The sequence below is a fragment of the Kitasatospora indigofera genome, assembly GCF_014655955.1.
GTDB lineage: Bacteria > Actinomycetota > Actinomycetes > Streptomycetales > Streptomycetaceae > Kitasatospora > Kitasatospora indigofera.
In genome coordinates, this window is sequence record NZ_BNBO01000072.1 from 12,727 (window position 1) to 39,613 (window position 26,887).

Annotated in this window: 21 protein-coding genes; 12 read left to right on the forward strand and 9 right to left on the reverse strand. The window is 75.0% G+C overall.

Translation table 11 applies throughout. The annotated features are described in order from the left end of the window. Nucleotides 1-114: 114 nt before the first annotated feature. The 4 genes from IE329_RS35800 to IE329_RS35815 form a co-directional block, all read right to left on the reverse strand. Nucleotides 115-1,743 (reverse strand): LCP family protein, encoded by a 1,629-nt coding sequence (locus IE329_RS35800; RefSeq protein WP_229928031.1) that lies wholly within the window; start codon nucleotides 1,741-1,743, stop codon nucleotides 115-117. 249 nt (nucleotides 1,744-1,992) lie between these two features. Further along, a complete protein-coding gene (locus tag IE329_RS35805; RefSeq protein ID WP_190215228.1) occupies nucleotides 1,993-3,210 on the reverse strand; it encodes an LCP family protein in 1,218 nt (405 codons plus the stop codon). 37 nt (nucleotides 3,211-3,247) lie between these two features. Further along, a complete protein-coding gene (locus IE329_RS35810; protein WP_190215229.1) occupies nucleotides 3,248-4,039 on the reverse strand; it encodes a TIGR03089 family protein in 792 nt (263 codons plus the stop codon). 271 nt (nucleotides 4,040-4,310) lie between these two features. Further along, nucleotides 4,311-4,805, reverse strand: a complete 495-nt coding sequence (locus tag IE329_RS35815; RefSeq protein ID WP_190215230.1) for an SgcJ/EcaC family oxidoreductase — start codon at nucleotides 4,803-4,805, stop codon at nucleotides 4,311-4,313. Nucleotides 4,806-4,811: 6 nt separating this feature from the next. Between IE329_RS35815 and IE329_RS35820 the strand changes: the two genes are divergently transcribed. Then, nucleotides 4,812-5,804, forward strand: a complete 993-nt coding sequence (locus IE329_RS35820) for a DNA-3-methyladenine glycosylase family protein (protein ID WP_373311402.1) — start codon at nucleotides 4,812-4,814, stop codon at nucleotides 5,802-5,804. A gap of 53 nt (nucleotides 5,805-5,857) precedes the next feature. Here IE329_RS35820 and IE329_RS35825 read toward each other — a convergent pair whose 3' ends face one another. The 3 genes from IE329_RS35825 to IE329_RS35835 are packed head-to-tail and all read right to left on the reverse strand — an operon-like array spanning nucleotide 5,858 to nucleotide 8,695. After that, nucleotides 5,858-7,150: a coenzyme F420-0:L-glutamate ligase gene (locus IE329_RS35825; protein WP_190215232.1), complete on the reverse strand. Its 1,293-nt coding sequence runs from the start codon at nucleotides 7,148-7,150 to the stop codon at nucleotides 5,858-5,860. Beyond that, nucleotides 7,147-8,118 (reverse strand): 2-phospho-L-lactate transferase, encoded by a 972-nt coding sequence (cofD, locus tag IE329_RS35830; protein ID WP_190215233.1) that lies wholly within the window; start codon nucleotides 8,116-8,118, stop codon nucleotides 7,147-7,149. Before cofD ends, IE329_RS35825 begins: the two co-directional genes overlap by 4 nt. A gap of 28 nt (nucleotides 8,119-8,146) precedes the next feature. Then, nucleotides 8,147-8,695 carry a cysteine dioxygenase gene (locus tag IE329_RS35835; protein ID WP_229928032.1) on the reverse strand — a complete coding sequence of 183 codons (549 nt, stop codon included), beginning with the start codon at nucleotides 8,693-8,695 and terminating at the stop codon, nucleotides 8,147-8,149. 850 nt (nucleotides 8,696-9,545) lie between these two features. Between IE329_RS35835 and IE329_RS35840 the strand changes: the two genes are divergently transcribed. The 3 genes from IE329_RS35840 to IE329_RS35850 all read left to right on the forward strand — a co-directional run bounded on the left by IE329_RS35840 (nucleotide 9,546) and on the right by IE329_RS35850 (nucleotide 15,732). After that, nucleotides 9,546-9,818, forward strand: a complete 273-nt coding sequence (locus tag IE329_RS35840; protein WP_073926812.1) for a WhiB family transcriptional regulator — start codon at nucleotides 9,546-9,548, stop codon at nucleotides 9,816-9,818. Between the two features lie 316 nt (nucleotides 9,819-10,134). Then, on the forward strand, nucleotides 10,135-14,034 hold the full coding sequence (locus tag IE329_RS41740) for a glycosyltransferase family 2 protein (protein WP_190215234.1): 3,900 nt from the start codon (nucleotides 10,135-10,137) through the stop codon (nucleotides 14,032-14,034). Between the two features lie 6 nt (nucleotides 14,035-14,040). After that, a complete protein-coding gene (locus tag IE329_RS35850; protein WP_190215235.1) occupies nucleotides 14,041-15,732 on the forward strand; it encodes a DUF5719 family protein in 1,692 nt (563 codons plus the stop codon). Nucleotides 15,733-15,827: 95 nt separating this feature from the next. On the opposite strand, the gene IE329_RS35855 is transcribed toward IE329_RS35850, so the two are convergent. After that, on the reverse strand, nucleotides 15,828-16,280 hold the full coding sequence (locus IE329_RS35855; protein WP_190215236.1) for a metallopeptidase family protein: 453 nt from the start codon (nucleotides 16,278-16,280) through the stop codon (nucleotides 15,828-15,830). Between the two features lie 140 nt (nucleotides 16,281-16,420). On the opposite strand from IE329_RS35855, the gene IE329_RS35860 reads away from it, so the two are divergent. From IE329_RS35860 to IE329_RS35890, 7 genes are all read left to right on the forward strand, one after another. Beyond that, complete coding sequence (locus IE329_RS35860) at nucleotides 16,421-16,792, forward strand: DUF3499 domain-containing protein (protein WP_073926809.1); 372 nt, start codon at nucleotides 16,421-16,423, stop codon at nucleotides 16,790-16,792. 156 nt (nucleotides 16,793-16,948) lie between these two features. After that, the gene (locus IE329_RS35865) at nucleotides 16,949-18,334 is read left to right on the forward strand and encodes a phosphomannomutase/phosphoglucomutase (protein ID WP_190215238.1); all 1,386 of its coding nucleotides are present in this window, start codon (nucleotides 16,949-16,951) and stop codon (nucleotides 18,332-18,334) included. A gap of 186 nt (nucleotides 18,335-18,520) precedes the next feature. Further along, nucleotides 18,521-18,703 (forward strand): Trm112 family protein, encoded by a 183-nt coding sequence (locus IE329_RS35870; protein WP_190215239.1) that lies wholly within the window; start codon nucleotides 18,521-18,523, stop codon nucleotides 18,701-18,703. 109 nt (nucleotides 18,704-18,812) lie between these two features. Beyond that, complete coding sequence (locus IE329_RS35875; RefSeq protein ID WP_190215240.1) at nucleotides 18,813-20,090, forward strand: SIS domain-containing protein; 1,278 nt, start codon at nucleotides 18,813-18,815, stop codon at nucleotides 20,088-20,090. A 204-nt stretch (nucleotides 20,091-20,294) separates the two neighbouring features. Further along, a complete protein-coding gene (locus IE329_RS35880; RefSeq protein ID WP_190215241.1) occupies nucleotides 20,295-21,272 on the forward strand; it encodes a cation diffusion facilitator family transporter in 978 nt (325 codons plus the stop codon). A 348-nt stretch (nucleotides 21,273-21,620) separates the two neighbouring features. Further along, the gene (gene ahcY, locus IE329_RS35885; protein ID WP_190215242.1) at nucleotides 21,621-23,069 is read left to right on the forward strand and encodes an adenosylhomocysteinase; all 1,449 of its coding nucleotides are present in this window, start codon (nucleotides 21,621-21,623) and stop codon (nucleotides 23,067-23,069) included. Nucleotides 23,070-23,324: 255 nt separating this feature from the next. Next, nucleotides 23,325-23,972: a hypothetical protein gene (locus IE329_RS35890; protein WP_190215243.1), complete on the forward strand. Its 648-nt coding sequence runs from the start codon at nucleotides 23,325-23,327 to the stop codon at nucleotides 23,970-23,972. A gap of 50 nt (nucleotides 23,973-24,022) precedes the next feature. Here the strand turns inward: IE329_RS35890 and IE329_RS35895 are convergent, their stop codons facing one another. Beyond that, on the reverse strand, nucleotides 24,023-25,192 hold the full coding sequence (locus IE329_RS35895; RefSeq protein WP_190215244.1) for an RDD family protein: 1,170 nt from the start codon (nucleotides 25,190-25,192) through the stop codon (nucleotides 24,023-24,025). Nucleotides 25,193-25,508: 316 nt separating this feature from the next. Here IE329_RS35895 and IE329_RS35900 point away from each other — a divergent pair, with 316 nt between their 5' ends. Continuing rightward, a complete protein-coding gene (locus tag IE329_RS35900; RefSeq protein WP_190215245.1) occupies nucleotides 25,509-26,513 on the forward strand; it encodes a stage II sporulation protein M in 1,005 nt (334 codons plus the stop codon). The last annotated feature ends 374 nt before the right edge of the window (nucleotides 26,514-26,887 follow it).

The following is a 26,887-nucleotide window of genomic DNA, read 5'->3' on the forward strand; positions in this document are numbered from 1 at the left end:
GCGGTGCGCCACCCCTCGCGACCACGGCCCCCGATGGGCCGTCCGGGTGGGAACCTACCCGAGGTCACGACGGATGATCGGATGTGTTACATAGTCAGAACAATTTCGGGGCGGTCACTTCGCGCAGAGGCCCGCGTCGTCCGCCTCGACCCGCTGCAGGTCCTCGGGGGCCTCCGCGGGCGCCGTCCCGGGTGCGGTGGCGGCCGCGGCGGCGCCGGTCGCGTCCTTGCCGAGCACCACGACCAGCGGGTCCTTCGCCCCCGCCCGGGGGTCCGCCTTGAGTGCCGTCTCCGGCAGCCCGAGGGCGGTGGCCAGCGCCGCCGCCTGGCCGGCCCGGGCGGCCGGGTAGCCGATCGAGCTGGCCGCCGTCGCGGTGGCGTTGGCGGCCGTGACCGCCCGGGTGAAGCCCGCGGCCCGCAGCCGGTCGACGGTCTGCTGCGCCTGTCCCGGGGTCCCGGTGCCGTTGCGCACGGTGACCGGCACCGTCCCGGGGGCGACCGCCGGGGCGGCGGCCGCCGAGGGCGCCGGGGCGGCGGTGGCCGGTCCGGCGGCGGGGGACTGCGGGGCCGTGGCGTCGGTCAGCGAGCGGTCGCCGGCCACCATCGAGAACAGCCGGCCGGCGTCCGGCTGCTTGAGCGCCAGCCGGTTCTTGTCCTGCGGGTCGTCCAGCACCGGCACGGTGGCGAAGGTGATGTGCTTGGTGTCCACCTTGCTCACGTCCAGCGCGAGGTCCTTCAGGTGGTCGACGGTGTTCAGCCCCGAGTCGACGGTCAGCGCCTTGGTGGCGGCGTTCGCCAGGTTCCACAGCTTGGCCGGGCTGGTCAGGGTGTCACCGCTCTTGGCCGCCCGGATCATCGAGCTCAGGAACTGCTGCTGGAGCGGGATGCGGGTCAGGTCGCCGCCGAGGCCGACGGCATGCCGGGTGCGGACGAAGGCCAGCGCCTCGTCACCCTGCACCAGGTGTTTTCCCTTGGTCATCCGCAGGTGGGAATCCGGGTCGTTGATGTCCTTGGCGGCGCAGACCTCCACGCCGCCGACGGCGGTGGAGAGCGTCTTCACCGCGTCGAAGTTCACCATGACGAAGTGGTCGACCCGAATGCCCGTCAGCTTTTCGACGGTTTTCCAGCTGCAGCCGGGATCGCGGCCGTCCTGGCCGAGACTGGTGTTGAACATCGCCCGGGCCTCGCCGGGAATCCGCTTGTCGCCGCTCTGGCAGTCCGGGATGCTCACCATCAGGTCGCGCGGGATGCTCAGCACGGTCGCGTTGCTGCGGTCCTTGGCGATGTGGAACAGCAGGGTGGTGTCGGCGTGCCCGGTGCTGCCCGCGTCACCGTACGAACTCCCCAGGCCCTCGCGGCTGTCGGTGCCCAGCACCAGGATGTTCATCGCGTCGCCGGCCGGCTGCGGGCGCTCGGCCTCGTCGCCCAGCTGCACCTTGACGGCGGTGATGTTGTTGTTGAAGTGCTCGTACAGGTACAGCGCGCCGCCGCAGCCGGCCACCAGGACGAGCGCGGCGGCCCCGGCCGTCCACTTCAGCGCCCGGCGCCGGCGGCCCCGGGCGGCGTCGGCACCGCGACGGCGGGCGGCCCGGCCGCCCGGCGGCGGGGTGTCCGAGGGCCGGGTGTCCGAGGGCGCGGTGCGCGGCCCGGGCACCCGCGGGTTCAGGTCGAGCCGGTACTGCCCGGTGTCCGGGTCCAGCACCCAGCGGTCGGCGGGGTCGACCTCCTGCGGGGTTCCCTGCACGGCTGTCTCCCTCCCCGGCGCGGTGGAGGCCACGTGGTTCGTGGCCGACCCGGACACCCTAGACGAGCCCGGCGGGGGGTTTGAACAGACTGTGATCTCCGCCATGTCCTTTATTCCGGGCATTCACGGACAAAGCCCTGGACATTCCGTCGGAACGCCGCCCGTGACTTCAGGAAATGGACTCTTTCGGGGATTTCCGCCCGCCCGGCTGACGAACTCCTGGCGGGACCGTTCCGGTACGGAACGTGTTCAGTGCATGACGCAGCCGTCGGTGTCGGCCGTCCGGCCCTCGAAGACGGGCGAGGCGCTCGGGCCCGGGGAGGCCGCCGCCCCGAAGGCCGCCCGGCCGGGGCCGGCCCCGGCGCTCGGTGAGGCCCCGGTGCCCGAGCCCGGCGGCCGGACGGTGAGCAGCCGGTCCTCGCGCAGCTCGGTGAAGAGCTGGGTGGTCTGCGGCTGCACGAACTCGTCGCGGTCCGGGTCGGGCCGGTAGGGGCGGCGCGGCGCGGTCAGGAAGACCACGTCGGCCGGCCGCATCGAGCGCAGGTCCCAGGTCAGGTCGTAGAGCGCGCCGAGCGAGGACAGGCCCTCATCGGCCTCGACCGACGAGGTGGCCGCGTCCAGCACCGGCCAGAGCCGGGCCGGGTTCAGCAGCACCCCCTGCGACTGGACCTTGCGGATCAGCGAGGCCAGGAACTGCTGCTGACGTCCCATCCGCTGGGTGTCGCTGCCGTCCCCCAGGCTCTCGCGCGCCCGCACGTACCCGAGGGCCTGCTCGCCGCGCAGGGTCTGCCGCCCGGCCGGCAGGTCGAGCTTGGCGTCCTTGTCGTGGATCGGCTGCGGGACGCAGACCTCGACCCCGCCCACCGCGTCCACCATCGTCTTGAACCCGGTGAAGTCCAGGATCATGTGGTGGTCGATCCGGATGCCGCTGAGCTGCTCCACGGCGCGGATCGAGCAGGCCGGCCCGCCGGTCTCGAAGGCCGCGTTGAACTGGACCAGCCGGGTGCCGGTCCGGGTCCCGTCCGGCAGCTCGCAGGAGGGGACGGTCACCATCACGTCGCGCGGGATGCTGACGGCCGTCGCGTGCCGCCGGTCGGCCGCGATGTGCAGCAGGATCGTGGTGTCGGAGCGCCGTCCGCCGGCCGCGCCGTACGCGGCGTTGGCTCCCGTCCGGTCGTCGCTGCCGATCAGCAGGATGTTCTCGGCGCCCCGGGCGCCGGCCGTCCGGCTCGGGCGTTCGGCCTCCAGCTCGGCCAGCAGCCGCTGGGTCGCGGTGTCCGTCCTGATGTTCCCGTCGAGCTTGCGGTACGCGATCCACACCAGCGCGCCGCAGGCCGTCAGGACGAGGGCGAGGGCGCCGGCGATGATCAGCAGCCATCGCCGGCGCCCTCGGGCGGGCTTCTTCTGTCCGGACGGGGCCGGGGAGTCCGAAGTCGGGGAGTCCTGGGTGTGCTCGTCCTCGGCCATGGCAGGGATGCCTACCCGCGGGCCGGGGGGCGCCGGGTCACCCCAGGCGCAGAGTCACCCGTTCGGAGTCGGTCCGCTTCTCCCACTGATCGGCCGTCAGCGATCCGGAGTTGCGGCACAGCACCACCGAGGCGCCGGCCGCCAGCGGAGCCAGCAGACCGGCCTCCAGGCCGGACCAGTCCTCGTAGCTCAGGGTGGAGAGCACCCGGTCGCCGGGGCCGATGCCGAGGCGGGCCGCGCCCTCGCGGGCCAGCTGGACGGTCTGCTCGCCGGTGAGCTTCAGCGGCAGGCCGTCCACCGTGGTCTCCAGCGCGGGGGCGTCCGGCGGTACGGGGGAGTACGGCGCGAAGCGGTCGCCCTGGCCGGGCACCTCGGCGGCGTAGTCCAGGAACCCGTCCGGCCGCTGCGGGAAGCGCCCGCCGAGCGGGCGCAGCGCCAGGGCCACCCGTTCGCCGGTGCAGGCCTGGGCGGCCTCCAGGCCGTCCGGGCCGCTGACCACCAGGTCGGCGTCGGCGGGGTCGCCGCCGGGGGCGGCCGTCACCCCGACCGACCAGCAGGCGAGCAGCCAGACGGCGCTCTGCCAGTGGGCGGGCAGGAGGAGCGAGGCGCGGTCGTCGGGCCCGGCGTTCAGCTCGTCCTGGAGCAGATTGGCGGTCTTGGCGACCCAGTTGTCGAAGGTCCGGGCGGAGAGTTCGACTCTCTCGCCGGTCGCGTCGTCGTAGAAGGTGACCAGCGGGAGTGAGGGATCCGCAGCGGGAGTGCCACCTCGCAGATATGCGTGCAGCAGCTCGACAGGGGTGCGGGCATCGGCAGCGAAAGGCGCAGTCATGGTGCGCCCCAGCCTACGGCCTAGGGGGTCGCCACCGGGAGGGGTGACGGGCCCCCCGAGAAGCGGCGTCGCGTCAGAAACGGTGCCCGGCCGGGCCCGGGGCGCCGTCCGGCGGATGTGATCTTGGGCACCAGGCCGTCCCGCGGCGCGCCGGGCGCCCGGACGGCGGGCGCGGAAGGTCCCGCGGACGGCGCGCGCACCCGTCGCGCGCCGACGCCTGAGGCCGTTCGGCGGCGCCGCCGCGCGCCGGGACGGCCCGGTCGGGACGGGCTCAGCCGGCCGGGCCGGGGGTCCGGGCGGCCAGCGCCCGCAGCTCCGCGGTGAGGGCCTCGGCCAGGTCGGGGCGCGCGTGGAAGACGGCCGGGGTCTGCTGCAGCAGCGCGATCCGCCAGCCGGCGCCCCGGTTCACCGCGATCACCGTGTGCAGCGCGTTGAGCGCGGGATCGATGTCGACGGCGTCCGGCGGCACCATGCCCGCGACCGCGTCCAGCAGCGCCGCCCCGGGGGCCAGCGGGCGGACCCGGCGCACCTTCGCCACGTACTCCGCCGGCTCGCGCTCGGCGAGGATCCGGCCGAACTCGGCGGCGATGCCGGACCTCCCGGCGTACCGGCTCCCGTCCAGGCCGATGGCCTCGCCGTCACGGGCGAACGGCCCCGCGAAGGCCGATCCGTCGCACATGTTCCAGCCGTCCAGCACCCGGTGGTAGAGCCCGCGGACGGCGCTCTCGTCGGCGTGGGACAGCTCCGGCAGCCGCGTATCGTTCATAGGTCCATGGTCGGCGAAGGCGACCCGGCGGGACAGCGGAGCGGGGCCGGCGGGCGGCCCGGCACACAGGAGGCGGCTGCGGTGACGGAGGAGGCGGTACGGCGCTGGCGGCCGGGATTCCCGGTGGAACCGGGCCGCGCCCTGCTGCCGCTGCGCCGTGGCCCGGCCGACCCCTCGTACCGCCGGACCGGCGACGGCGCCGTCTGGCGGGCCTCCCGCACCCCGGCCGGGATCGGCACCCTGCGGGTGCTCGGCCGCCCGGCGGACGGCGAGGTCGAGGCGCGGGCCTGGGGGCCGGGCGCCGGGTGGCTGCTTGAGCGGCTGCCCGCGCTGCTCGGCGCGGAGGACGACCCGGCCGCGCTGGTGCTGCCGCCGGGGCCGTTGCGGGACGCGCAGCGGCGGCTCGGCGGGGCCCGGCTGGGCCGGACCGGGCTGGTGATGGAGTCGCTCGTCCCCGCGGTCCTGGAGCAGAAGGTCACCACCGACGAGGCGTACCGCGCCTGGCGCTCCCTGCTGCGCGACTTCGGCACCCCGGCCCCCGGGCCGGCCGAGGGCATGCGGGTGCCGCTGTCCGCCCGCGAGTGGGCGATGCTGCCCAGCTGGGAGTGGCACCGCGCCGGCGTCGACCCGAAGCGCTCGGCCACCGTGGTGCGCGCGGCCCGGCTGGCGCCCCGGCTGGAGGAGGCCTCCGGCCTCGCCCACCAGGAGGCCTTCGCCCGGCTGACCTCGGTGCCCGGGATCGGCATCTGGACGGCCGCCGAGACCCTGCAGCGCAGCAACGGCGACCCGGACGCGGTCTCGGTCGGCGACTTCCACCTGCCGAACCTGGTGGGCTGGGCCCTGGCAGGCCGCCCCCGCAGCGACGACACCCAGATGCTGGCCCTGCTGGAGCCCTACCGCCCGCAGCGCCACCGGGTCTGCCGGCTGCTGCTGGCCACCGCCGGCCACGCCCCGCGCTACGGCCCGCGGCTGGCGCCGAACGACCACCGGGGGCGGTGAGGGGCCGGTCCGGTCCCGGGGGCGCCGCCCGCGGGCGGGGGCACCTCCCGGGGTCAGCGCACGGTGACGAAGGCGTCCGCGCTGCGGGTCGGCCGCTCGCGCGGGGGCTCGGCGGGCCGGCCGACGGCGACGGCGCCCATCGGGTCCCAGCCGGCGGGGAGGTCGAGGACGGCCCGGACGGTGTCCCGGCAGAACATGGTGGACGAGACCCAGGCCGAGCCGTAGCCCTCGCCGGTCAGGGTGACCAGCAGGTTCTCCACGGCGGCGCCGATCGCGACGGTGAACATCTCCCGTTCGGCGGCGGCCCGGCGGGCGTCGGGGTAGGCGTGCGAGCCGTCCATCACCAGGCAGGGGACCACCAGGTAGGGCGCGTCCCGCAGGACGTTGCCGCGGGCGGTGCGGCGGGCGATCTTCGCGTCGTCCCAGCCGTCGAGTTCGCGCAGGTCACGCTGCCAGGCGGCGAGCATCGCGTCCAGCAGCCGGGTGCGGACCTCGGGGCTCTCCAGCAGGACGAAGCGCCAGGGCGTGGTGTGGTGCGGGGCGGGCGCGGTGACCGCGGCGGCCACCGCCCGGCGGACGGCCGCCGGGTCCACCGGCTCGGCGGTGAAGGAGCGGATGGTGCGCCGCAGGGTGACGGCCTGGCGCAGCGCCTCGGAGGTGCCGAGCCGGAACATGTCGTCGGCGGCCGCCCGGACCATCGGGCGGGTGCCCGCGCCGTCCTCGGCGGTGACCAGGCCGGCCAGGCCCCGGACGACGGCGACCGGGGTGCCGGTGGCCTTGCCCTTGACCAGGTCGCCGGCGGCGGCGAGCTCGTCGGCGGTGGCGGTGACGGTCATCGCCAGCTCGTTGCCGTGGCTGTCGGTGCGGCCCCGGTGGTCCTCCAGCACGGGCAGTCCGGCGGCGCCGATCGCGACGTCGGTCAGGCCGTTGCGCCAGGGCCGGCCGAAGGTGTCGGTGATGACGACCGCGAGCCGGCGGCCGGTCAGCTGCTGGAGCCGGGCGCGCAGGGCGCGGGCCGAGGCGTCCGGGTCCTCGGGGAGCAGCAGCACCGTGCCGGGGGCGGTGTTGGAGGCGTCCACGCCGGCGGCGGCCATCACCAGGCCGTTGCGGTTCTCGACGATCCGGGCCGGGCCGCGCCGGGCCACCACCCGGACGGTCTCGGCGTCGATGGCGGCCTCGCGGTCGGCGGCGCGCAGCAGCCGGCCCTCCGCCTTGCTGACGATCTTGGAGGTGACGAGCAGGATGTCGCCGTCCTCGAAGTCGCCCGCCTTGGCGATCAGTTCGGCGAGGTCGGAGTCCGCGTCGATCTCCGGCAGGCCGGTGACGGGCAGGATGTGCAGGCTCACCGGCGGACCGACTCGGCCAGCGCCAGCGCCTCGCGGGCCATCGCCGCCGTCGCCCCGGTGTCGGTCATCAGCAGCGGGACCGCCCGGCAGCTGATGCCGGCCGCCTCGACGGCGGCCACCGACGCGGCGTCGGCGGTGTCGACCAGCCAGCCGTCGATCAGGCCCTCGGCGGCCCGGGAGCCGTAGTGCAGCGCCACCGCGTCGGCGGTCGCCTCGACGCCGACGGCCGCGAGCACCTTGTCGGCCATGCCGCGGACCGGTGCCCCGCCGATGATCGGGGAGAGCCCGACGACCGGCGCGGACGCCGCGCGGACGGCCTCCCGGATCCCGGGCACGGCCAGCACGGTGCCGATGCTCACGACCGGGTTGGACGGCGGGAAGAGGATCACGTCGGCGGCCGCGAGGGCCTCCAGCACGCCGGGCGCGGGCTTCGCGGTGTCGGCGCCGACCGGGACGATCGCCTCGGCGGCGACGGCGGCGTGCAGCCGCACCCAGTACTCCTGGAAGTGCACCACCCGGGGGCCCTGCTCGTCGGTGATCCGGACGTGCGTCTCCACCCGGTCGTCGCTCATCGGCAGCAGCCGCACGCCGGGCTGCCAGCGGTCGCACAGCGCCTCGGTGACGGCGCTCAGCGGGTAGCCCGCGCCGAGCATCTGGGTGCGGACGATGTGGGTGGCGAAGTCACGGTCGCCGAGCCCGAACCACTCGGGCCCGACGCCGTACGCCTTCATCTCGTCCTTGACCGACCAGGTCTCGTCGGCCCGTCCCCAGCCCTGTTCCTCGTGGATGCCACCGCCGAGGGTGTACATCACGGTGTCGAGGTCCGGGCAGACCTTCAGCCCGAAGAGGTGGATGTCGTCGCCGGTGTTGCCGACGACGGTGATCTCGTCCGCGGGGGAAACGATCTCCTTGAGGCCGCGCAGGAAGCGCGCTCCGCCGATTCCGCCTGCCAGTGCCACGATGCGCATGCGCCCATCCTGCCAGGCGGACGGGGCGTCAGTGGGCGGCGGCCGGGTCCGCGCTGTGCCGCGCGGGCCCGCCGTCGCGCTTGACGGGCTGCGTCTCGGGGACGACCGGCGCGCCGTACTGGTGCATCTCGGTCAGGCCGGGCGAGTAGAGGTGGATGCTGACGGCGGGTTCGAGCGAGGCGTTGACCACCTCGTGCAGGTAGCCGGAGGAGAACACCCGCTGCCCGCCCGGGCGCAGGGTGCGCGCGCCCTCGCCGGCGTGGGTGAGCGAGCGCTCGACGAGTTCGCCGCCGACGACGGTCATCACGCCGGAGGAGTCGCCGTGGTCGTGGAAGCCGCTGCTCTGGCCGGGCAGCCAGCTGAGCAGCCAGACCTCGTAACCGGGGCCGGTCTCCAGCCGGGCGTACCAGCGGGTCAGCGCGTCGTAGCGGACCAGCGGCTCCCAGCGGTCGCGGTCGGCGGCGATCTCGCGGACGAGCTGCGCGTAGCCGGCGACGGTGGTGGGGTGCTGGGGCAGGTCGGTGCGGGCCAGGTGCGGGAAGGCCAGCGGGTCGCCGGCGATCGAGACGTCGCTCAGGCCGTCGGCCCAGGGGTGGACGGGCTCCGGGGCGGGCGACGGGAGGAGGGGCGACGGAAGCAGGACGGGGAGGGCGGCCTGGGGCCGGCGGGCGTGCTTGTTGCGGTCGCGGTTCCGCTTGCGGATGCGGTTCATTCGCATGGGATCGTCCTCGGACTACGGCTGGTTCGAACGGGGATCAGCCGGATCCGCGGGGGTCCTGGGGCGGGAGCGCGCGGGCGGCCTCTGTGGTCCTGGGCGGCGCGCGGTGGGACGCGAGCGCCTAGATACAGCAGGAACAGAGGCGACAACAGCGGAAAGAGTGCGCGGCACGGCGGAGCTCGGCCTGGCGGCTCCGGGGGGCGGCGGACTCTGACATGAGAGCAAGGAGACCGCAAGAGGGGTGCGTGTGTCAACCTGCGGGACCGGACATTGGGTGGGCAGACCCCATGAACCACCGAATGGGGTGATAAATCACCCTCTATGTTTCGATGTGAAGATCGCCGGGAAGGCAGCCCGATGACCGGTTCGGACGGGTACCCGCACCCGGAGCCGGTCCCCCGGAACCCTGGCCGGCCGACGGACGTCCCTCCCCGTGAGGGAAGGTCAAGATCGAGGCGGCCCTTGGCGACCAGGGCTCAGCGGGTAGACGGTTGCGGATGGTTCAGCGGCATCCGGGCGACATGTTCCCTATGTCCGGATATGTACACTATTCGTAACGGCTTGGTGCCGGGGAGTGAATCCTGGACCCAATACCAGAGCTCGGCTTGACTGGGCCAGAGTGACGCAACTGTAATTTCACTCGTGTCGTTCAGCCGCACTCAGCAGCGGCAACACGGGGACGCCAAGAGGGGCAGAGGAGGCGCGCCACATGAGCGAGCTCTTTGAGCTGTTGATCGGTGAGGGCATCGAGGAGGAAGAGGAGGAGTTCGGTTGGCAGGAGCGCGCACTGTGCGCCCAGACCGACCCCGAGTCCTTCTTCCCGGAGAAGGGCGGCTCCACCAGGGAGGCCAAGAAGGTCTGCCTCGCCTGCGAGGTCCGCTCCGAGTGCCTGGAGTACGCCCTCGCCAACGACGAGCGGTTCGGGATCTGGGGTGGTCTCTCCGAGCGCGAGCGCCGGCGGCTCAAGAAGAGCGCGGTCTGAGCCGACCAGGCCCCGGACCCGGCGGCGTCCACCGCGGCCAGCGGCCCGCCGACCACCACGACAGTTGCGCCGGCGCCCCACCACATGGTGGGGCGCTCCTGCGTTCCCGGCCCCCTCTGCACCGACACCGCTGACACCGGCACCGTCGAGAGCCGTTAGTGTGGTGCGCCATCCGGGTGCCTCTGCTCCCGGCCCGCGCACCACCGCCCGCCCCGAGTGTCGAACGGCTCGCCCGGACCGGTACCGCGCACCACCTGCCGTGCACCGGCTGCATCCACCGGCTGCATCCACTGAAAAACTGGGGCCAGCGCACTCGATGACTGTCTACAGCCACCAGAGCGGCTTCTCAGCTGCCAGGCCGCCCGCGTACCCGCGCCACCTGGTCACCGCCGTGATCGTCTCCCACGACGGCGCCCGCTGGCTGCCGCAGGCCCTGGCCGGCCTGCTCGGCCAGGACCGTCAGGTGCAGCGCATCCTCGCCGTCGACACCGGCTCCACCGACGCCTCCCCCCAGCTGCTCGCCGACACCCTCGGCGACTGGCTCCCGGAGAGCGGCCCGCTGATCCTCGGCCGCCGGGCCGGCTTCGGCACCGCCGTCGCCGACGCGGTGTTCAACAGCCCCCCGCTGCGCCCCGAGGACCTCCCCTACAGCCTGGACCCCTCCGGCTACGACCCCGTCACCGGCGGCTGGGACGACTTCGGCGACCCGCTCGGGGCCGAGGACGAACTCGGCCGCGGCGGCCCCCGGGAGACCCAGCCGGTCGAGTGGCTCTGGCTCCTGCACGACGACTGCGAACCGCAGACCGACGCCCTGCGCCGGCTCCTCCAGGTCGCCGACTCCACCCCGACCGCCGCCGTCGTCGGCCCCAAGCTGCGCAGCTGGTACGACCGCCGCCAGCTGCTGGAGGTCGGCGTCAGCATCGCCCGCTCCGGCCGCCGCTGGACCGGCCTCGACCGCCGCGAGCAGGACCAGGGCCAGCACGACCAGGTCCGGCCCGTCCTCGCCGTCTCGACCGCCGGGATGCTGGTGCGGCGCGACGTCTTCGAGGACCTCGGGGGCTTCGACAAGGCGCTCCCGCTGATGCGCGACGACACCGACTTCTGCTGGCGCGTCAACGCCGCCGGCCACCGGGTGGTGATCGCCCCCGACGCCGTCCTGCGGCACGCCGAGGCCGCCAGCCGCGAACGCCGGGCCATCGACTGCGCCTCCGCCCACCCGCACCGGGTCGACAAGGCCGGCGCCGTCTACACCCTGCTGGCCAACTCCAAGGGCCTGCTGCTGCCGTACGTCCTGCTGCGGCTCGTCCTCGGCACCCTGCTGCGGGTCTTCGCCAACCTGGTCGGCAAGGACCCCAAGCAGGCCTTCGACGAGATCGCGGGCCTCGGCCACGAACTGATCCGGCTGCCCCGGCTCCTGCTCGCCCGCAAGCGCCGGGCCAGGACCAGGGCCGCCGAACCCGGCGACGACCGCACGCTCTTCCCCGCCCCCGGCGCCACCGCCCGGCTCGCCGTCGAGGGCGCGATCAGCTCGCTCGGCATCGGCGGCGCCGACGACTCCGGCGCCGGCCGGCACGGCTCGGTCGAGGCAGGCCCCGGCGACGAGGACTCCGAGGACCTGGTCGTCGAGCAGTTCGCCCTGATCAAGAAGCTCGCCCGGCGCCCCGCGCCGGTGCTCTTCGCCGGGCTGCTGCTCTTCGCCCTCGCCGCCTGCCGCCCGCTGTTCGGCGGCGGCCACCTGCTCGGCGGGGCCCTGCTGCCCGCCGCCGACGGCGCCTCCGGCCTCTGGGACATGTACGCCGGCTCCTGGCACCCCGTCGGCACCGGCTCCACCGCGACCGCCCCGCCCTACCTCGGCGTCCTGTCGGTGCTCTCCTGGCTGCTGTTCGACCACGCCGACCTCGCACTGACCCTGCTGGTCGTGCTGGCCGTCCCGCTCGCCGCCGTCAGCGCCTACCTGGTCTCCCGGCCGCTGCTGGACTCCAAGCTCGTCCGCGCCTGGGCCAGCGCCACCTACGCGCTGCTGCCCGCCGCCACCGGCGCGCTCGCCCAGGGCCGGATCGGCACCGCCGTGCTCGCCGTGCTGCTCCCGCCGCTGGCCCGCGCCGCCGCCATCACCGTCGGTCTCGGCATCCGCGCGGAGACCGCCGCCAAGGGCGCCCGCCCCGGCTGGCGCAGCGCCTGGATGACCGTCCTGCTGCTCACCCTCGCCACCGCCTTCGTCCCGCTGGCCTGGGCCCTGGCCGTACCGCTCGGCCTCGCCGCGCTCGCCACCGCGGTGGCCCGCGGCGGCGCCTTCGGCTCCGGCCTGGACGCGCTGCGCCTGCTCGGCCTGCGGGTGGTGGTCATCCTCGGCATGCCGGTGCTGGTGCTCGCCCCCTGGTCGCTGCACGTCCTCGCGCACCCCTCGCGGCTGCTGCTGGAGGCCGGCCTGCCCGGCCCGAGCGGCCACTCCGCGACGCCGCTCGGCCTCGTCCTGGCCAACCCCGGCGGCTCCGGCGTCCCGCCGGTGTGGCTGTCGGCCGGTGTGGTGATCGCGGCGCTCGCCGCGCTGCTGCGCGCCGACCGCCGCCGGGCGGTGCTCGCCGCCTGGGGCGCCGCCGCCGCCGGCATGGTCTTCGCCGTCGCGGTGGCCGGCAGCGCCGTCACCCCCGCCTCCGGCGGCGCGGCGGTGCCCGCCTGGGCCGGCCCGGCCACCCTGCTCACCGGGCTCGCCCTGCTGGCCGCCGCGGCGATCGGCGCGGACGGCGCCAACGCCCGGGTCGCCGGCATCGCCTTCGGCTGGCGCCAGCCGGTCGCCGCGCTGGTGGTCGCCGCCGCCGCGCTGGCCCCGCTCGGCACCGGCCTCTGGTGGGCCGTCACCGGCGCGGACGGGCCGCTGCGGCGGGCCGCCTCGGCCGTCCAGGTGCCCGCCTTCATCGCGGAGGAGGCCGGTACCACCGACCGCTCCCGCACCCTGGTGCTGACCGGTGACGCCGACGCGGCGGCCGTGCGGTTCGCGCTCGTCCGCGGGGCCGGCCTGAGCCTCGGCCAGGCCGAGGGCACCGTCGCGGCGGGCTCGCCCGACGGCAACGGCCTGAACACCGTGGTCGGCAACCTGCTGGCCGGCTCCGGCGCCGACCAGGCGAGCGCGCTGGCCGGCTACGGCATCGCCTACGTCCTGGTCGAGGACCCGATGATCGCCAAGGCCAGGGAGGTGCTGGACGCGACCCCCGGTCTGACCAAGGTCAGCCAGGACGCCGGCACCGCGCTCTGGCAGGTCGGCGGCGTCCCCGCGACCCGCGCCGTGATCACCGCCCCCGGCACCGCCCCGACCGCCGTCCCCTCCGGTGAGCGCGACATCGCCACCACCGTGCCGGCCGGCCCCGAGGGCCGGGTGCTGCGGCTCGCCGAGCACGCCGACCCCGGCTGGACGGCCACCCTGGACGGCACCTCGCTGGAGCCGGTCACCGTGGACGGCTGGGCCCAGGGCTTCAAGCTCCCGGCCGGCGGCGGCAAGCTCGCCGTCACCCGCGAGGGCAGCCTGGCGCACACCGGCTGGATCTGGGCGCAGCTGCTGATCGGCCTGACCGTCCTGGTGCTCGCCCTGCCCGGGCGGCGCAACCACAACGACGACGACCTCCCCGAGGAGGTGGTGGCCGCCGCCGCGCTGGCCGCCGCCGCCCAGGCGCAGGCGCCCGCCCCCGGCAGCCGCCGGGCCCGCCGGATGGCCGAGCGCGGCGAGGGCGACGGCGCCGCCGGGGACGACGCCGGCGTGTACGAGGGCGGGGCCGGCATCCCGGCGCAGCCCGCCGGCGCGCCCGAGCCGCTGCGCGCCGCCGAGGCCGCCGTGCAGCAGGGCGGCCAGCCGTACACCGACGCGTACGCCGACCCGTACCAGGAGCAGGCGTACCAGCAGGCGGACCCGTACAGCTGGGACCCGTCCCAGTCCGGCGGGCCCGGCCGGCCGGGCGGCGGGTACCCGTACGCGGACCAGCAGCAGCCGGCCGCCGCGCCCTACGGCGGGCAGGACGGCTACCAGCAGCAGCCCTACCAGCAGGGCGGCTACGACCAGTACCAGCAGCAGTACGGCTACGACCCCTACCAGCAGCAGCCGGGCGAGCAGCAGCCGTGGGTTCCCGGCCAGCCGCAGGGCGATCCCTACTACGACCCCAACGACCCGGGCGACCGGGACCAGCAGGGCCGCCCCTACCCGCACCACAACGGATCGGGGAGCTGACCCGCGATGAAGAAGCCCACCTTCAAGTCCCCCTCGGCCAGGCTCTCCCCGGCCAAGGCCAAGGCCCCGTCGGCCCCGGCGGGCGCCCCGGACGAGCCGTCCGGCGCGGTGCCGGCCCCGGCCGACGGCGGCGCCGGCGTCACCCGGACCACCCAGTCGCTGCTGGCCGCGGCCGTGGTGCTGGCCGCGGTGTTCGGCATCGCCGAACTGCGCCCGCCCGCCGTCGCCAAGGGCGCGGCCGCGTCCGCGAGCAGCGCGCAGGTCGAGCGCACCGCGCTGGTCTGCCCGCAGCCCCTGCAGGGCCTGACCGGCACCACCACGCTGACCGGCTTCACCCCGCCGGGGGCCACCGCCGGCGGCGGCAACGGCTTCGCGGCCGACCTCGTCCCGCCGCCGGCCGCGCCCACGGCGGCACCGTCCGCGTCCGCCGCGGCGACCCCGGCCGCTGCCCCGGCCGCGCCCGCGCCGGCCGCACCGGCCACCGACGCGCCTCCGGCCGACGCCCGGCTGGCGCTCGCCAAGCCCGGCGTCCCGGTGGCGGCCCCGGCCGCCAACGGCGACACCGCGCCCGGCAGTTCCGCCACCGCGACCGGCGGGTTCGCCCCCGGGTTCACCGTCGGCCAGACCACCACCGTCACCGACCAGCGCGGGCTCGGCCTGTCCGGCGTCACCTGCGGCCTGGCCGGCACCGGCTTCTGGTTCGCCGGCGCCAGCACCCTCGACGGCCGGACCGACTACGTCAGCCTGACCAACCCGGGGTCGGTCGCCGCGGTGGTCGACCTCAAGCTGTACGGCGACAAGGGCAAGATCGACAACGAGGCGGCGACCGGCCTGACCATCGCGCCGGGCGCCTCGCAGTCGGTGCTGCTCTCCACCCTGAGCAAGGGACCGGTCGCCGACCTCGCGGTGCAGGTGGTCGCCCGCAGCGGCCGGGTCGGTGCCGCGCTGCACGCCGCCGACGGCAGCAAGGGCGCGGACTGGGTGCCGGTCTCGGCGGCCCCCGCGCCCGTCCAGGTGCTGCCCGGCCTGCCCGCCGACACCGCCTCGGCCCGCCTGGTGGTGGCCGCCCCCGGTGACGACGACGCCGACCTGAAGATCGAGCTCTCGGGCAAGAACGGCTGGTTCACCCCGGCCGGCAACGAGTCGATCCACGTCAAGGCCGGCATGGTGGCCGCCGTCGACCTCGGCAAGGTCACCCGGGACGAGGTCGCCTCGCTGCGGGTCTCGCCCAGCGACGAGAAGCACCCCACCCCGGTGGTGGCCGGCCTGCGGGTCGACCGTGCGGACAAGGGGAAGTCGGACGCCGCCTGGCTGGCCGGCGCGGTGCCGGTCGGCAAGCGGGCCACCGTCGCCGACAACCGCTCCAAGGCCGGCACGCTCTACCTGACCTCGACCGGCGAGGCCGCGACCGTCCGGGTCACCTCCTCGGCGGGCAGCGGCGGCGGCACCCCCGCCACCCAGGACGTGCAGATCCCGGCGGGCGGCACGGTCGGGCTGCCGGCCCCCGAGCCGGCCGGGCTGAGCGGCACCTTCGCGGTCACCCTGGAGACGGTCTCCGGCGGTCCGGTGGTCGCGGCCCGGATGCTCGCGCTGCCGCTCAAGGACGTGCCGATGTTCACCATCCAGTCCTTCGCGGACGACCGCAGCACCGTGAGCGTGCCGCACGCCGCCCAGGACCCGGGCCTGCTGGTCCGCTGACGCCCCCGGCAGACACCCTCCGGTGGGGCCGCCCGTCCGGGCCGCCCCACCGGGCTCCTGCCGGCCGGGCGCCGGCGCGCGCCCTCAGCGGCGCGTCACTCCTCGTCGTAGCGGGGGTCGATGGCGTCCGGCGACATCCCCAGCAGGTCCGCGACCTGCTCGATCAGGATCTCGTGCACCAGCGCCGCCCGGTCCTCGCGCGACTTCGCCCGGATCTCCACCGGCCGCCGGTAGACCACGATCCGGCTCTTGCGCCCCTGCTTGGCCGGCTGCAGCCGCCCCAGCGGCACCCCGCCCTCCGGGTCCGCCTCGCCCTGCCCGGGCTGCGGCACCTCCTGGACGGCGAACTCCACGTCGATCAGCTGCGGCCAGCGCCGCTCCAGCCGCTCCACCGACTCGCGCACGTAGTCGTCGAAGAGTTCGGATCGGGTCAGCGAGATCGGTACCTGAGGCGGCGCCAGCGGGCCGCGCAGACCCCGGCCGTGCCGGTCGCGGTGCCGGGGCCGGCGCGCGGGGCCCGGTGATGACTGAGGTGCGGAGCTCTCCATATCACTGTCGAGCGTAGTCCTTGCACGCTCCGAAGTGGACCACCTCGACGGCAACTCACCGCCGCGGCCGCCACGACACGTGCCACTCGCCGGGGGCGGGTCTTCGCTCCCCGGCGGCGAGTGCGGTACCGTCCACCCTCGTGAGCTCTGTACGTCGTTGTTCGCGGACCGCGTGCGGCCGACCGGCCGTCGCCACGCTGACGTACGTCTACGCGGACTCCACGGCCGTCCTCGGCCCGCTCGCCACCTACGCCGAGCCGCACTGCTACGACCTCTGCGCCGAGCACGCCGAGCGCCTCACCGCCCCCCGCGGCTGGGACGTCGTCCGCCTCGCCGCCGAGGCCGGCCCGCTCCGCCGCAGCAGCGACGACCTGGAAGCCCTCGCCAACGCCGTCCGCGAGGCCGCCCGCCCGCAGGAGCGCACACCCCGTCAGGGCCGCGGCCCCGAGGGCGATCCCACCGAGGCCGGCCGCCGCGGCCACCTGCGGGTGCTCCGCTCGCCCGAGAACTGACCTCCGGCCCTACCCCGCCCGCTCAGGCCGGAAACCTCCCGGCCACCGTGTCCCGGTACGCTGCCCTGACCGAGTACCCGCTGACCGCGGCGCCCGGACGTATCGTGACCAGGGGCCGACCGGCCCGCAGACCGGAAAACTCAGGGTGGAGCCGTAGTGCGTGACCTCAAGCAGCTCGTGAAGGCGTACGACGTCCGTGGCGTCGTGCCGGACCAGTGGGACGAGAGCCTGGCACGCGCCTTCGGTGCCGCATTCGTCCGGGTCACCGAGGCGGCCGCGATCGTCGTCGGCCACGACATGCGCCCCTCCTCCCCGTCGCTGAGCCGGGCCTTCGCCGAGGGCGCGGCCGCGTACGGCGCCGACGTGGTCGAGATCGGCCTCTGCTCCACCGACCAGCTCTACTACGCCAGCGGCAAGCTCGACCTGCCCGGCGCGATGTTCACCGCCAGCCACAACCCGGCCGAGTACAACGGCATCAAGCTGTGCCGCGCGGGCGCCGCCCCGGTCGGCCAGGACACCGGGCTGACCGAGATCCGCGAGCTGGTCGAGTCCTGGACGGCCGAGGACGACACCGTCACCGTCCCCGCCGCCGACGTGAAGCCGGGTGCCCTGTCCGCCCAGGACAGCCTGCGCGGCTACGCCGACCACCTGCTCGGCCTGGTCGACCTCACCGCCATCCGCCCGCTCAAGGTCGTGGTGGACGCCGGCAACGGCATGGGCGGCCACACCGTCCCCACCGTCTTCGACGGCCTGCCGCTGGACCTCGTGCCGATGTACTTCGAGCTCGACGGCACCTTCCCCAACCACGAGGCCAACCCGCTCGACCCGAAGAACCTGGTCGACCTCCAGGCCAAGGTCCGCGAGACCGGCGCCGACATCGGCCTGGCCTTCGACGGCGACGCCGACCGCTGCTTCGTGATCGACGAGCGCGGCGAGCCCGTCTCGCCGTCCGCGATCACCGCCCTGGTCGCGGCCCGCGAGATCGCCCGCGCCCGGGCCGCCGGCGAGGAGAAGCCGACGATCATCCACAACCTGATCACCTCCTGGACCGTCCCCGAGGTGGTCCGCGAGCTCGGCGCCGAGCCCGTCCGCACCCGGGTCGGCCACTCCTTCATCAAGCAGGAGATGGCCGTCACCGACGCCGTCTTCGGCGGCGAGCACTCCGCGCACTACTACTTCCGCGACTTCTGGCGCGCCGACACCGGCATGCTGGCCGCCCTGCACGTGCTGGCCGCGCTCGGCGGGCAGGACGGCACGCTCTCCGCGCTGACCGCCGAGTACGACCGCTACGCCGCCTCCGGCGAGATCAACAGCACCGTCGCCGACCAGGCCGACCGGGTCGCCGCCGTCCGCGCCGCCTACGGCGAGCTGCCGGGCACCACCGTCGACGAGCTCGACGGCCTCACCGTGGCCGGCCAGGACTGGTGGTTCAACCTGCGCGCCTCCAACACCGAGCCGCTGCTGCGCCTGAACGCCGAGGCCAAGGACGCGGCGAAGATGGCCGAGGTCCGCGACGCCGTGCTGGCGATCGTCCGGGCCTGACCGAGCACCCGCGGGGCGTCCGGCAGCGGACGCCCCCGGTCCTCCGGCGGCCTGACACCGCGACGGCCGACTCCGTCACGGCCTGGCCCCGGCTCTGACCTCCCAGGTGCCCCGGCCGGTAGGGTTGCTACCGGCCGGGGCACCGCTCTGCCGCCCCTCCCCGCGAGATCTGGAGCCTGACGCCCAATGAAGCTGGAACCCTTCCTGCTGGAGATCCTGGTCTGCCCCGAGTGCCGGGCCCCGCTCGCCGAGGGCGGCACCGAGGAGCAGCCCGAGCTGCGCTGCACCGGCGACAGCTGCGGGCTGGCCTACCCCGTCCGGGACGGCATCCCGGTCCTGCTGGTCGACGAGGCCCGCCGCCCGGCCTGAGGCCGTGCCCGCAGGCCCTCGTCCGGAGATCCGGGTGCCCGGCGCCCGGACGGCACCGGGCCGCCCCACCCCCGTCGGTAGCACCATGTCTTCGGCCGGAGGCCAGCGCATGCTCGACGACACCCTGCTCGACGACCCGGCCGCCCTCCAGCGCGCCGACCACGACCACGCGCTGCTCGCCCTGGCCGGGGCCGGCGCCCGGGTGCGCACCGCCCTGCGGCTCGCGGACGCGGCCGGGGTCGCCGCGCTGCGCCCCGACGGCCGGCCGCGCGGCGTCCTGATCGCCGGCCACGGCAGCGCCCTGCTGGCCGGCGAGATCCTGGCGGCCCTGGCCGGCACCGCCTGCCTGGTCACCGGCCTGCCCCCGGCCGACGCCGGGACGGTCGCCCGCGAGGACCGCCGCCTGCGGGTGCCCGCCTTCGCGGCCGGGATGACCTGGCAACTCCCCGGCTGGGCCGGGCCGATGGACCTCCTGGTGATCGCCTCCGCCGACGGCGGCGAGCGCGGCCTGATCACCCTCGCCGAGCAGGCGTACGCCCGCGGTTGCTCGATCGTGGTGATCGCCCCCGAGGGCAGCGGCCTGGCCGACGCCGCCCTTCAGGTCCGCGCACTGCCGCTGCCCTACGTCCGGCCGTCCCTGCCCGAGCAGGACGACCCGGCCGCCGGCGAGTACCTGCCCGCCGAGCCGGACCTGCCCGCCGAGGACCCGGGCGCCCTCTGGGCCTTCCTCGCGCCGCTGCTCGCCCTCACCGAGAAGACCGGCATCACCCAGCTGCCGCCCGGCTCGCTGCCGGCCACCGCAGACCGCCTGGACGAGAGCGCGGTGCGCTACCGCCCCGACGCCGCCGCGTACACCAACCCGGCCAAGAGCCTGGCCGCCCGGCTCTCCGGCACCGTGCCGCTGCTCTGGGCGGAGGGGCCGCTGGCCGGCGCCGCGGCCGCCCGGTTCGCCGCGCTGCTCGCCGACCGCGCCGGGCGCCCGGCGCTGGCCGGACTGCTGCCGCAGGCGCTGCTCGCCCACCGCGGCATGTTCGCCGGCCAGCTCGGCGGCGGCGCCGACCCGGACGACTTCTTCCGCGACCGGATCGACGAGCCGGACCCGCTGCTGCTCCAGGTCCTGCTGCTGCGGCACACCCCCGGCCGGTCCGGTGCGCCCGCGGAGCCGGGCGAGGGCGCCGACGCCGAGGGCCCGTACGAGCAGCCGGCCGACGACGAGGCCCCGCGCGGCGTCGCCGTCTCGCGCGCCCACCGGCTGGCCGCCGCCCACGAGGTCAGGCTGACCGAGTACGCCAGCGGCCGCACCGACCCGCTGCACGCCCTGGCCGACCTGGTCGCCCTGACCGACTTCGCCGCCGTCTACCTGGGCCTGGCCGCCACCGCCGGCTGACGCCGGGCCGGGCCCGCCCGGCCCGCGGTCCGCCGCTCCCGGCGGCCCCCGGCGTCCGCCCGCTGCCGGCCCGGCGTCAGCCCGGTGCGGCCCGAGGGGCGAACCAAAGCCCGGCCGCCGTACCCGGGCGGGATACCGTATGCGCTCGACAGCAGAGCAGCGCAGGCCGTAGCACCGGCCCCGTCGGAGGGAACGAACCCGAGCATGAGTACCGAAGGCGGGACCAAGGCACTGGTGGCGGCGCTGTCCGCGAACCTGGCGATCGCGGCGGCGAAGTTCACGGCCTTCGGGTTCACCGGCTCCTCCTCGATGCTCGCGGAGGGCGTCCACTCGGTGGCCGACTCCGGCAACCAGGTGCTGCTGCTGATCGGCGGCAAGCGGGCCCGCCGGGAGGCGGACGAGGAGCACCCCTTCGGCTACGGCCGCGAGCGCTACATCTACGCCTTCCTGGTCGCCATCGTGCTGTTCAGCGTCGGTGGCCTGTTCGCCGTCTACGAGGGCTACGAGAAGATCCACGACCCGCACGAGCTGCACGGCTGGTACTGGGCGGTCGGCGTCCTGGTCTTCGCCATCCTGATGGAGGGCTGGTCGTTCTGGACGGCCATCCGGGAGTCCGACAAGGCAAAGGGGAAGCTCGGCTGGGTCGAGTTCATCCGCCGGGCGAAGGCCCCCGAGCTGCCCGTCGTCCTGCTGGAGGACACCGGCGCGCTGATCGGCCTGGTGCTCGCGCTGTTCGGCGTGTCCCTCACGGTGATCACCGGCAACGGCGTCTGGGACGGCATCGGCACCCTCTGCATCGGCATCCTGCTGGTGGTCATCGCGGTGGTGCTGGCGATGGAGACCAAGTCGCTGCTGCTCGGCGAGTCGGCCGACCGGGAGAGCGTCCTGCGGATCCGCGAGGCGCTGGTCGACCACGACTCCGTCACCCGGGTGATCCACATGCGGACCCTGCACCTCGGGCCCGAGGAGCTGCTGGTCGCCGCCAAGATCGGGGTCAACGCGGAGGACAGCGCCGCCCAGGTGGCCGAAGCCATCGACGCCGCCGAGGCCCGGGTCCGGCGCGCCGTCCCGATCGCCCGGGCGATCTACCTGGAGCCGGACGTCTACGACGCCGCCAAGGCCGCCGCCGGCGACGACCCGCTGGCCACGCCCGGCGGCCCGGGGCCGGACACCACCCACTGACCCGCCCGCCCCGCCGCCCGCCGCGGGCGGCCGCGGCGAGCACCCGCACCGGCCCCCGCGGCCGGGTTCCGCAGGCCGGATCCGGCCGTACGGAGCCCGGTCGCGGGGGCCGTCGGTGTAGATTCGTCACAGTGCCAAACGTCGCTGCTGATGGCGGTCGATCGGTCACGGCGGTCCAGCCGTCGTTCCCGGTCGAGGGAGAGAGGTCCTCCGACGGATTGTGCCGCGCAGCGGGCCCGGCCACGGCCGGTGCCTGTGGCGATGCCGCGCACCCGTGGCCCCGCCGTGCCGCGACGCACACCGGACCTTGGCCCGCATTCCCCCATTCACGCAGCGAGGAGCAGACGCATGTCGTCGAACACCACCGGTGACTTCAAGGTCGCCGACCTCTCCCTGGCGCCGTTCGGCCGCAAGGAGATCCAGCTGGCCGAGCACGAGATGCCCGGCCTGATGTCCATCCGCGCGGAGTACGCCGCCGCGCAGCCGCTGGCCGGCGCCCGGATCACCGGTTCGCTGCACATGACTGTGCAGACCGCCGTCCTGATCGAGACCCTCACCGCGCTCGGTGCCGAGGTCCGCTGGTGCTCCTGCAACATCTTCTCCACCCAGGACCACGCCGCCGCGGCCATCGCGGTCGGCCCCGAGGGCACCGTCGAGAACCCGGCCGGCGTCCCGGTCTTCGCCTGGAAGGGCGAGACCCTGGAGGACTACTGGTGGTGCACCGAGCAGGCGCTGACCTGGCCCGACGGCCAGACCCCCAACATGATCCTGGACGACGGCGGTGACGCCACCCTCCTGATCCACAAGGGCGTCGAGTTCGAGAAGGCCGGCTCCGCGCCGGACCCGTCGACCGCCGACAACGACGAGTTCCGGATCATCCTGGAGCTGCTCAACCGCACCCTCACCGAGTCGCCCAGCAAGTGGACCGAGGTCGCCGCCACCATCAAGGGCGTCACCGAGGAGACCACCACCGGCGTCCACCGCCTGTACGAGATGCACCGCGACGGCAAGCTGCTGTTCCCGGCCATCAACGTCAACGACGCCGTCACCAAGTCGAAGTTCGACAACAAGTACGGCTGCCGTCACTCGCTGATCGACGGCATCAACCGGGCCACCGACGTGCTCATCGGCGGCAAGGTCGCGGTCGTCTGCGGCTACGGCGACGTGGGCAAGGGCTGCGCCGAGTCGCTCCGCGGCCAGGGCGCCCGGGTCATCATCACCGAGATCGACCCGATCTGCGCCCTCCAGGCCGCGATGGACGGCTACCAGGTCACCACCCTGGACGAGGTCGTCTCGACCGCCGACATCTTCATCACCACCACGGGCAACAAGGACATCATCCTTGCCTCGCACATGGAGCGGATGAAGCACCAGGCGATCGTGGGCAACATCGGCCACTTCGACAACGAGCTGGACATGGCCGGCCTGGCCAAGCTCCCCGGCGTGGTGAAGACCGAGGTCAAGCCGCAGGTCCACGAGTGGCGCAAGGCCGACGGCCGCACCATCATCGTGCTCTCCGAGGGCCGCCTGATGAACCTGGGCAACGCGACCGGCCACCCGTCCTTCGTGATGTCCAACTCCTTCGCGAACCAGACCATCGCGCAGATCGAGCTCTTCACCAAGACCGCGCAGTACCCGGTCGGCGTGTACGTGCTGCCGAAGCACCTGGACGAGAAGGTGGCCCGCCTGCACCTGGACGCGCTGGGCGTGAAGCTCACCGTCCTGACGCAGGAGCAGGCCGACTACATCGGCGTCCCGGTCGAGGGCCCGTACAAGGCGGACCAGTACCGCTACTGATCCACCGCTGTCGACCGGGGCGGACCGCCACCCCTGCTGATCACGGCAGGCCGGTGCCTCCCCCCCCCGGTCCCCGGGCCCTGACGGCCCGCCGCGCGGCCGCGGCCGCAGCCGTCGATCCGCCCCGACACGTCCGGCCGGTGCCCCTGCGGGCGCCGGCCGGACGCGTTTCGTCGGGCGGCGGGCTGTGGGCGGCGGGCTGTGGGTGGTGGGCGGTGGGCGGCCGGACGAGGCTCGCGACGTAGGCTTCGGTCCATGCCCAACGGCCGGTACTCGCTCCACACCTCCGCAACCCCTGGCCACGACCACGTCCTGCTCGGCGAGGAACGGTTCAGCTGCGCCCCCGGCCCGGCCGGCTGGCGCTACGTCTCCAAGACCTACGGCCCCGACGGCAGCACCATCGGCACCGTCGACCTCACCCTCGACTCGCGCTGCCGTCCGCTGCGGCTCGAAGTCCGCGCGGGCGGCTGGCAGGTCCGCGGGGGTGCGGTGGACGGCGTGGCCTGGGTCCGGACCGACGCCGCCGACCCCGCCGGGCAGCACGCGGTGGAGGGGCACGACCGGGCGCACGGCTTCGCCGGCCGCTCGCCCGCCTTCCTGATCGCCACCGCGCGGATGCTGCGGCTGCGCGAGGGCGCGAGCACCCGGGTCCGGCTGGTCGGCTTCAGCGACCCGGTGCTGGCTCCGCGCACCTTCGACCAGGGCTGGCTGCTGGAGGGGACCGAGACGCACGGGACCGACTCCGGCCCGCTGCTGGTCGAGCGGTACCAGGTCAGCGACCTGGAGACGGGCGAGCAGCAGGTGGTCCACCTGGCCGGTGACGTGGTGCTGGCCGCCCCGGGCATCGAACTGGAGGAGCTGGCCTCGCCGCCCAACCCGTGGCCGGCCGAGTTCACCGGCTGACGGCTGACCCGCCGGGCGGGTCGCCCGCCGGGCCGGGACGGGCTGGGCTGTCAGGCGGGCGGGGCGAATCCGGTGTCCGTGGCCGGGCGGGACTCCGTGGCCGGCGCCGCCGCCTGCGGGGGCACGGCCGCAGGTGCGGCCGGGGACGCGGCGACGGGTGCGGCCGGGGCCCGCTCGGGTGCCCACGCTTCGGCGGGGACGGGTGCCTGACCGTACGGGTACGGGGGCTGACCGCTCGGCGGCGGTGCGTACTGCGCGTAGGGAGACGCCACGGGCTGCCCGGGGTGGGGCTGCGCGGCGTACGGCGGTGCGGGGTACGGGGGCGCGGGGTACGGCTGCGGCGCGTACGGCTGCCCCGCGTACGGCTGCGCGGGGAAGGGCTGCGCGGGGAAGGGCTGTCCCGGGTACGGCCGCGCGGCGGGGTCCGCGCCCCAAGGGGCCGGCCCGGCGGCGCCCGGAGCGGTCGCCCTGGCCCACTCCCGGCGCTGGCGCTCGGCGAGCACCGCGCCGAGGTAGGCCGCCGGGTGGACCCCGACGGGGGCCGGATGCCCGGTGCTCGCGACCAGGTCGGCGCTCAGCTGAGCGGCCATGGTCTGCGCGATCTGCGGATCCAGCTGCGTCAGCCGGCCGAGGAACTGCCGCACCGCCAGCCAGAGGCCCTCGGGGACGGCCGACAGGTCGAGCGCCACCAGCTCGCCGCCCAGCGCTTGCATCAGCTGCGGGGGCAGCGGCGGCAGGCTCACCCCGCCCCGGCCGGCTCCGGGCACCCGCTCGCGCACCACCAGGGTGCCCGCGAAGACGTCACCGAGCCTGCGCCCGTCCTGGGAGACCAGCGAGCAGATCACCGCGGGCACCCCGCTGAACGAGACGATCTCGAAGAAGCCGATCAGGCCGCGCACCAGCGCGTGCCGGAACCGCACCGGCCCGCCGTCCCGCCGGACCACCCGCAGACCGAGCGCCAGCTTGCCGAGCGAGCGCCCGCCGGACAGCGTCTCGACCATCACCGGCAGCCCGACCAGGAAGAACACCGTCATGGCGAGCATCGTGGCGACCGCGGCGGCGGTGTCGAGGTCCGGCGCGACGAAGGCGAGGACGACGATCGCCAGCAGCAGGCCGCCGCACTGCACCAGCAGGTCGAGCGCGACCGCCAGCGCGCGGCTGGGAAGCTTCGCCGCCCGCAGGCCGAGGACGACCGCCTCACCCGTCACCAGGTCGCTCACAACACCCGTCCGTTCCACTGCGTCGCCGACGGGGAGGCGGGCCGCCCGAGCGTCCCGTGCAGACCGGCCCCCGAGATCCCTTGGTCTGACGCCCGCCAACATACGGGGAGCCGTGCCCGCCCGGGAAGTGCGATTCGCCGCCCCCTGCGGACGCCGGCCCGGCCTCTGGCAAGCTAGCCCCGCCCGGCCTTCTTCACCGCACCACCGAGCACCGCCGGGGGCGAGCCGTTCCGCGGCCCTCCCCGCCCGGCCCGGACTCGCGCCCGCCCGTCATCCCCGTTCTCCGCCTCCTCCCGCCGAACCTGGAGCGTGCCGCATGGACCTGGACGTCTTCGTCACCACCCACCAGGGGGAGTGGGCCCGACTGGACGCCCTCAGCCGGTCCCGCCGCCTCACCGGGGAGCAGGCCGACGAACTGGTCACCCTCTACCAGCGGGCCACCGGCCACCTGGCCAAGGTCCAGGCCGCGGCGCCCGACCCCACCCTCGAAGGGCGGCTGACCACCCTGGTCGCCCGCGGCCGCGACGCCGTGACCGGCAGTCGGAGCAGCGGCTGGCGCGACGTCGGCCGCTACTTCGCGGTCAGCTTCCCCGCCACGCTCTACCGGTCGCGTCGCTGGTGGATCCCGATCGCCCTGGTCTCGCTGCTCGGCGCGGCCCTGGTCGCCTGGTGGGTGGCCAACCACCCCGAGGTCCGCGACAGCCTCGCCGCGCCCGCCGAACTCCACGAGATGACCCGGCCCGGCGGCGCCTACGAGGCGTACTACTCGGACCGCCCGGCGAGCTCCTTCGCCGCCCAGGTCTGGACGAACAACGCCTGGATCGCCGCCCAGTGCCTGATGTACGGCATCTTCTTCGGCGTCCCGGTGCTCTGGGTGCTGGCCGGCAACGTGATCAATCTGGGCCTCGGGATCGGACTGATGGCCTCGGCCGGCCGGCTGGACCTCTTCCTCGGCCTGCTGCTGCCGCACGGCCTGCTGGAGCTCACAGCCGTGTTCGTGGCCGCCGGCCTGGGCCTGCGGCTCGGCTGGACGATCATCGACCCGGGCCCCCGGGACCGCCGGACCGCCCTCGCCGAGGAGGGCCGGGCGATCATCGGCGCCGTGATCGGGCTGACGGTGGTGCTCTTCGTGAGCGGCCTCCTCGAAGCCTTCGTCACTCCCTCCGGCCTGCCGACCTGGGCACGGATCACCATCGGCGCCGTCGCCGAGGTGCTCTTCCTGGCCTACGCGCTGGTGCTGGGCCGCAAGGCCGCGGCCAACGGCGAGTACGGCGACGTGGACGCGGCCGACCGGGCGGACCTGCAGCCCGTGGCGGCCTGAGCCGGATGTGCTGATCAGGCCCCTGACCTGCTAGTCTTCCTGCATCCCGCACGAACCGTTGACGTGGTCCGTGGGGGCTAGTAGACTCAAACGGTTGCGTCGGACTGGACAAAGGTCGGGCGCGGGCGCTAGTGTCCACGACACCGCCAATTCGGGCCAGAATGCATTCACGGATGCCTGCTCGATTCGGTAAATCCCGGAACTGAGCACACCGAAACCTTTGATAGGCTTCGGAGCGAAGTTGAAGGAAAGCCCCATCAGCGGGAATTCAGAGAAACAAGCGCCGGTCAAGCCGGCCGAGCGGATCTGATAAGCTGAGAACACGAAAGAACGAAGCGCCCGGAGAGTTCACGAGAGTGGCTCGAAGGAAGTGT

Coding starts and splice junctions, on each gene's coding strand:
- IE329_RS35805 (WP_190215228.1), bottom strand. CDS start 3,210: ATGGCCGAGGACGAGCACACCCAGGACTCCCCGACTTCGGACTCCCCG.
- IE329_RS35810 (WP_190215229.1), bottom strand. CDS start 4,039: ATGACTGCGCCTTTCGCTGCCGATGCCCGCACCCCTGTCGAGCTGCTG.
- IE329_RS35815 (WP_190215230.1), bottom strand. CDS start 4,805: ATGAACGATACGCGGCTGCCGGAGCTGTCCCACGCCGACGAGAGCGCC.
- IE329_RS35820 (WP_373311402.1), top strand. CDS start 4,812: ATGGTCGGCGAAGGCGACCCGGCGGGACAGCGGAGCGGGGCCGGCGGG.
- cofD (WP_190215233.1), bottom strand. CDS start 8,118: ATGCGCATCGTGGCACTGGCAGGCGGAATCGGCGGAGCGCGCTTCCTG.
- IE329_RS35840 (WP_073926812.1), top strand. CDS start 9,546: ATGAGCGAGCTCTTTGAGCTGTTGATCGGTGAGGGCATCGAGGAGGAA.
- IE329_RS41740 (WP_190215234.1), top strand. CDS start 10,135: ATGACTGTCTACAGCCACCAGAGCGGCTTCTCAGCTGCCAGGCCGCCC.
- IE329_RS35850 (WP_190215235.1), top strand. CDS start 14,041: ATGAAGAAGCCCACCTTCAAGTCCCCCTCGGCCAGGCTCTCCCCGGCC.
- IE329_RS35855 (WP_190215236.1), bottom strand. CDS start 16,280: ATGGAGAGCTCCGCACCTCAGTCATCACCGGGCCCCGCGCGCCGGCCC.
- IE329_RS35870 (WP_190215239.1), top strand. CDS start 18,521: ATGAAGCTGGAACCCTTCCTGCTGGAGATCCTGGTCTGCCCCGAGTGC.
- IE329_RS35875 (WP_190215240.1), top strand. CDS start 18,813: ATGCTCGACGACACCCTGCTCGACGACCCGGCCGCCCTCCAGCGCGCC.
- IE329_RS35880 (WP_190215241.1), top strand. CDS start 20,295: ATGAGTACCGAAGGCGGGACCAAGGCACTGGTGGCGGCGCTGTCCGCG.
- ahcY (WP_190215242.1), top strand. CDS start 21,621: ATGTCGTCGAACACCACCGGTGACTTCAAGGTCGCCGACCTCTCCCTG.
- IE329_RS35890 (WP_190215243.1), top strand. CDS start 23,325: ATGCCCAACGGCCGGTACTCGCTCCACACCTCCGCAACCCCTGGCCAC.
- IE329_RS35900 (WP_190215245.1), top strand. CDS start 25,509: ATGGACCTGGACGTCTTCGTCACCACCCACCAGGGGGAGTGGGCCCGA.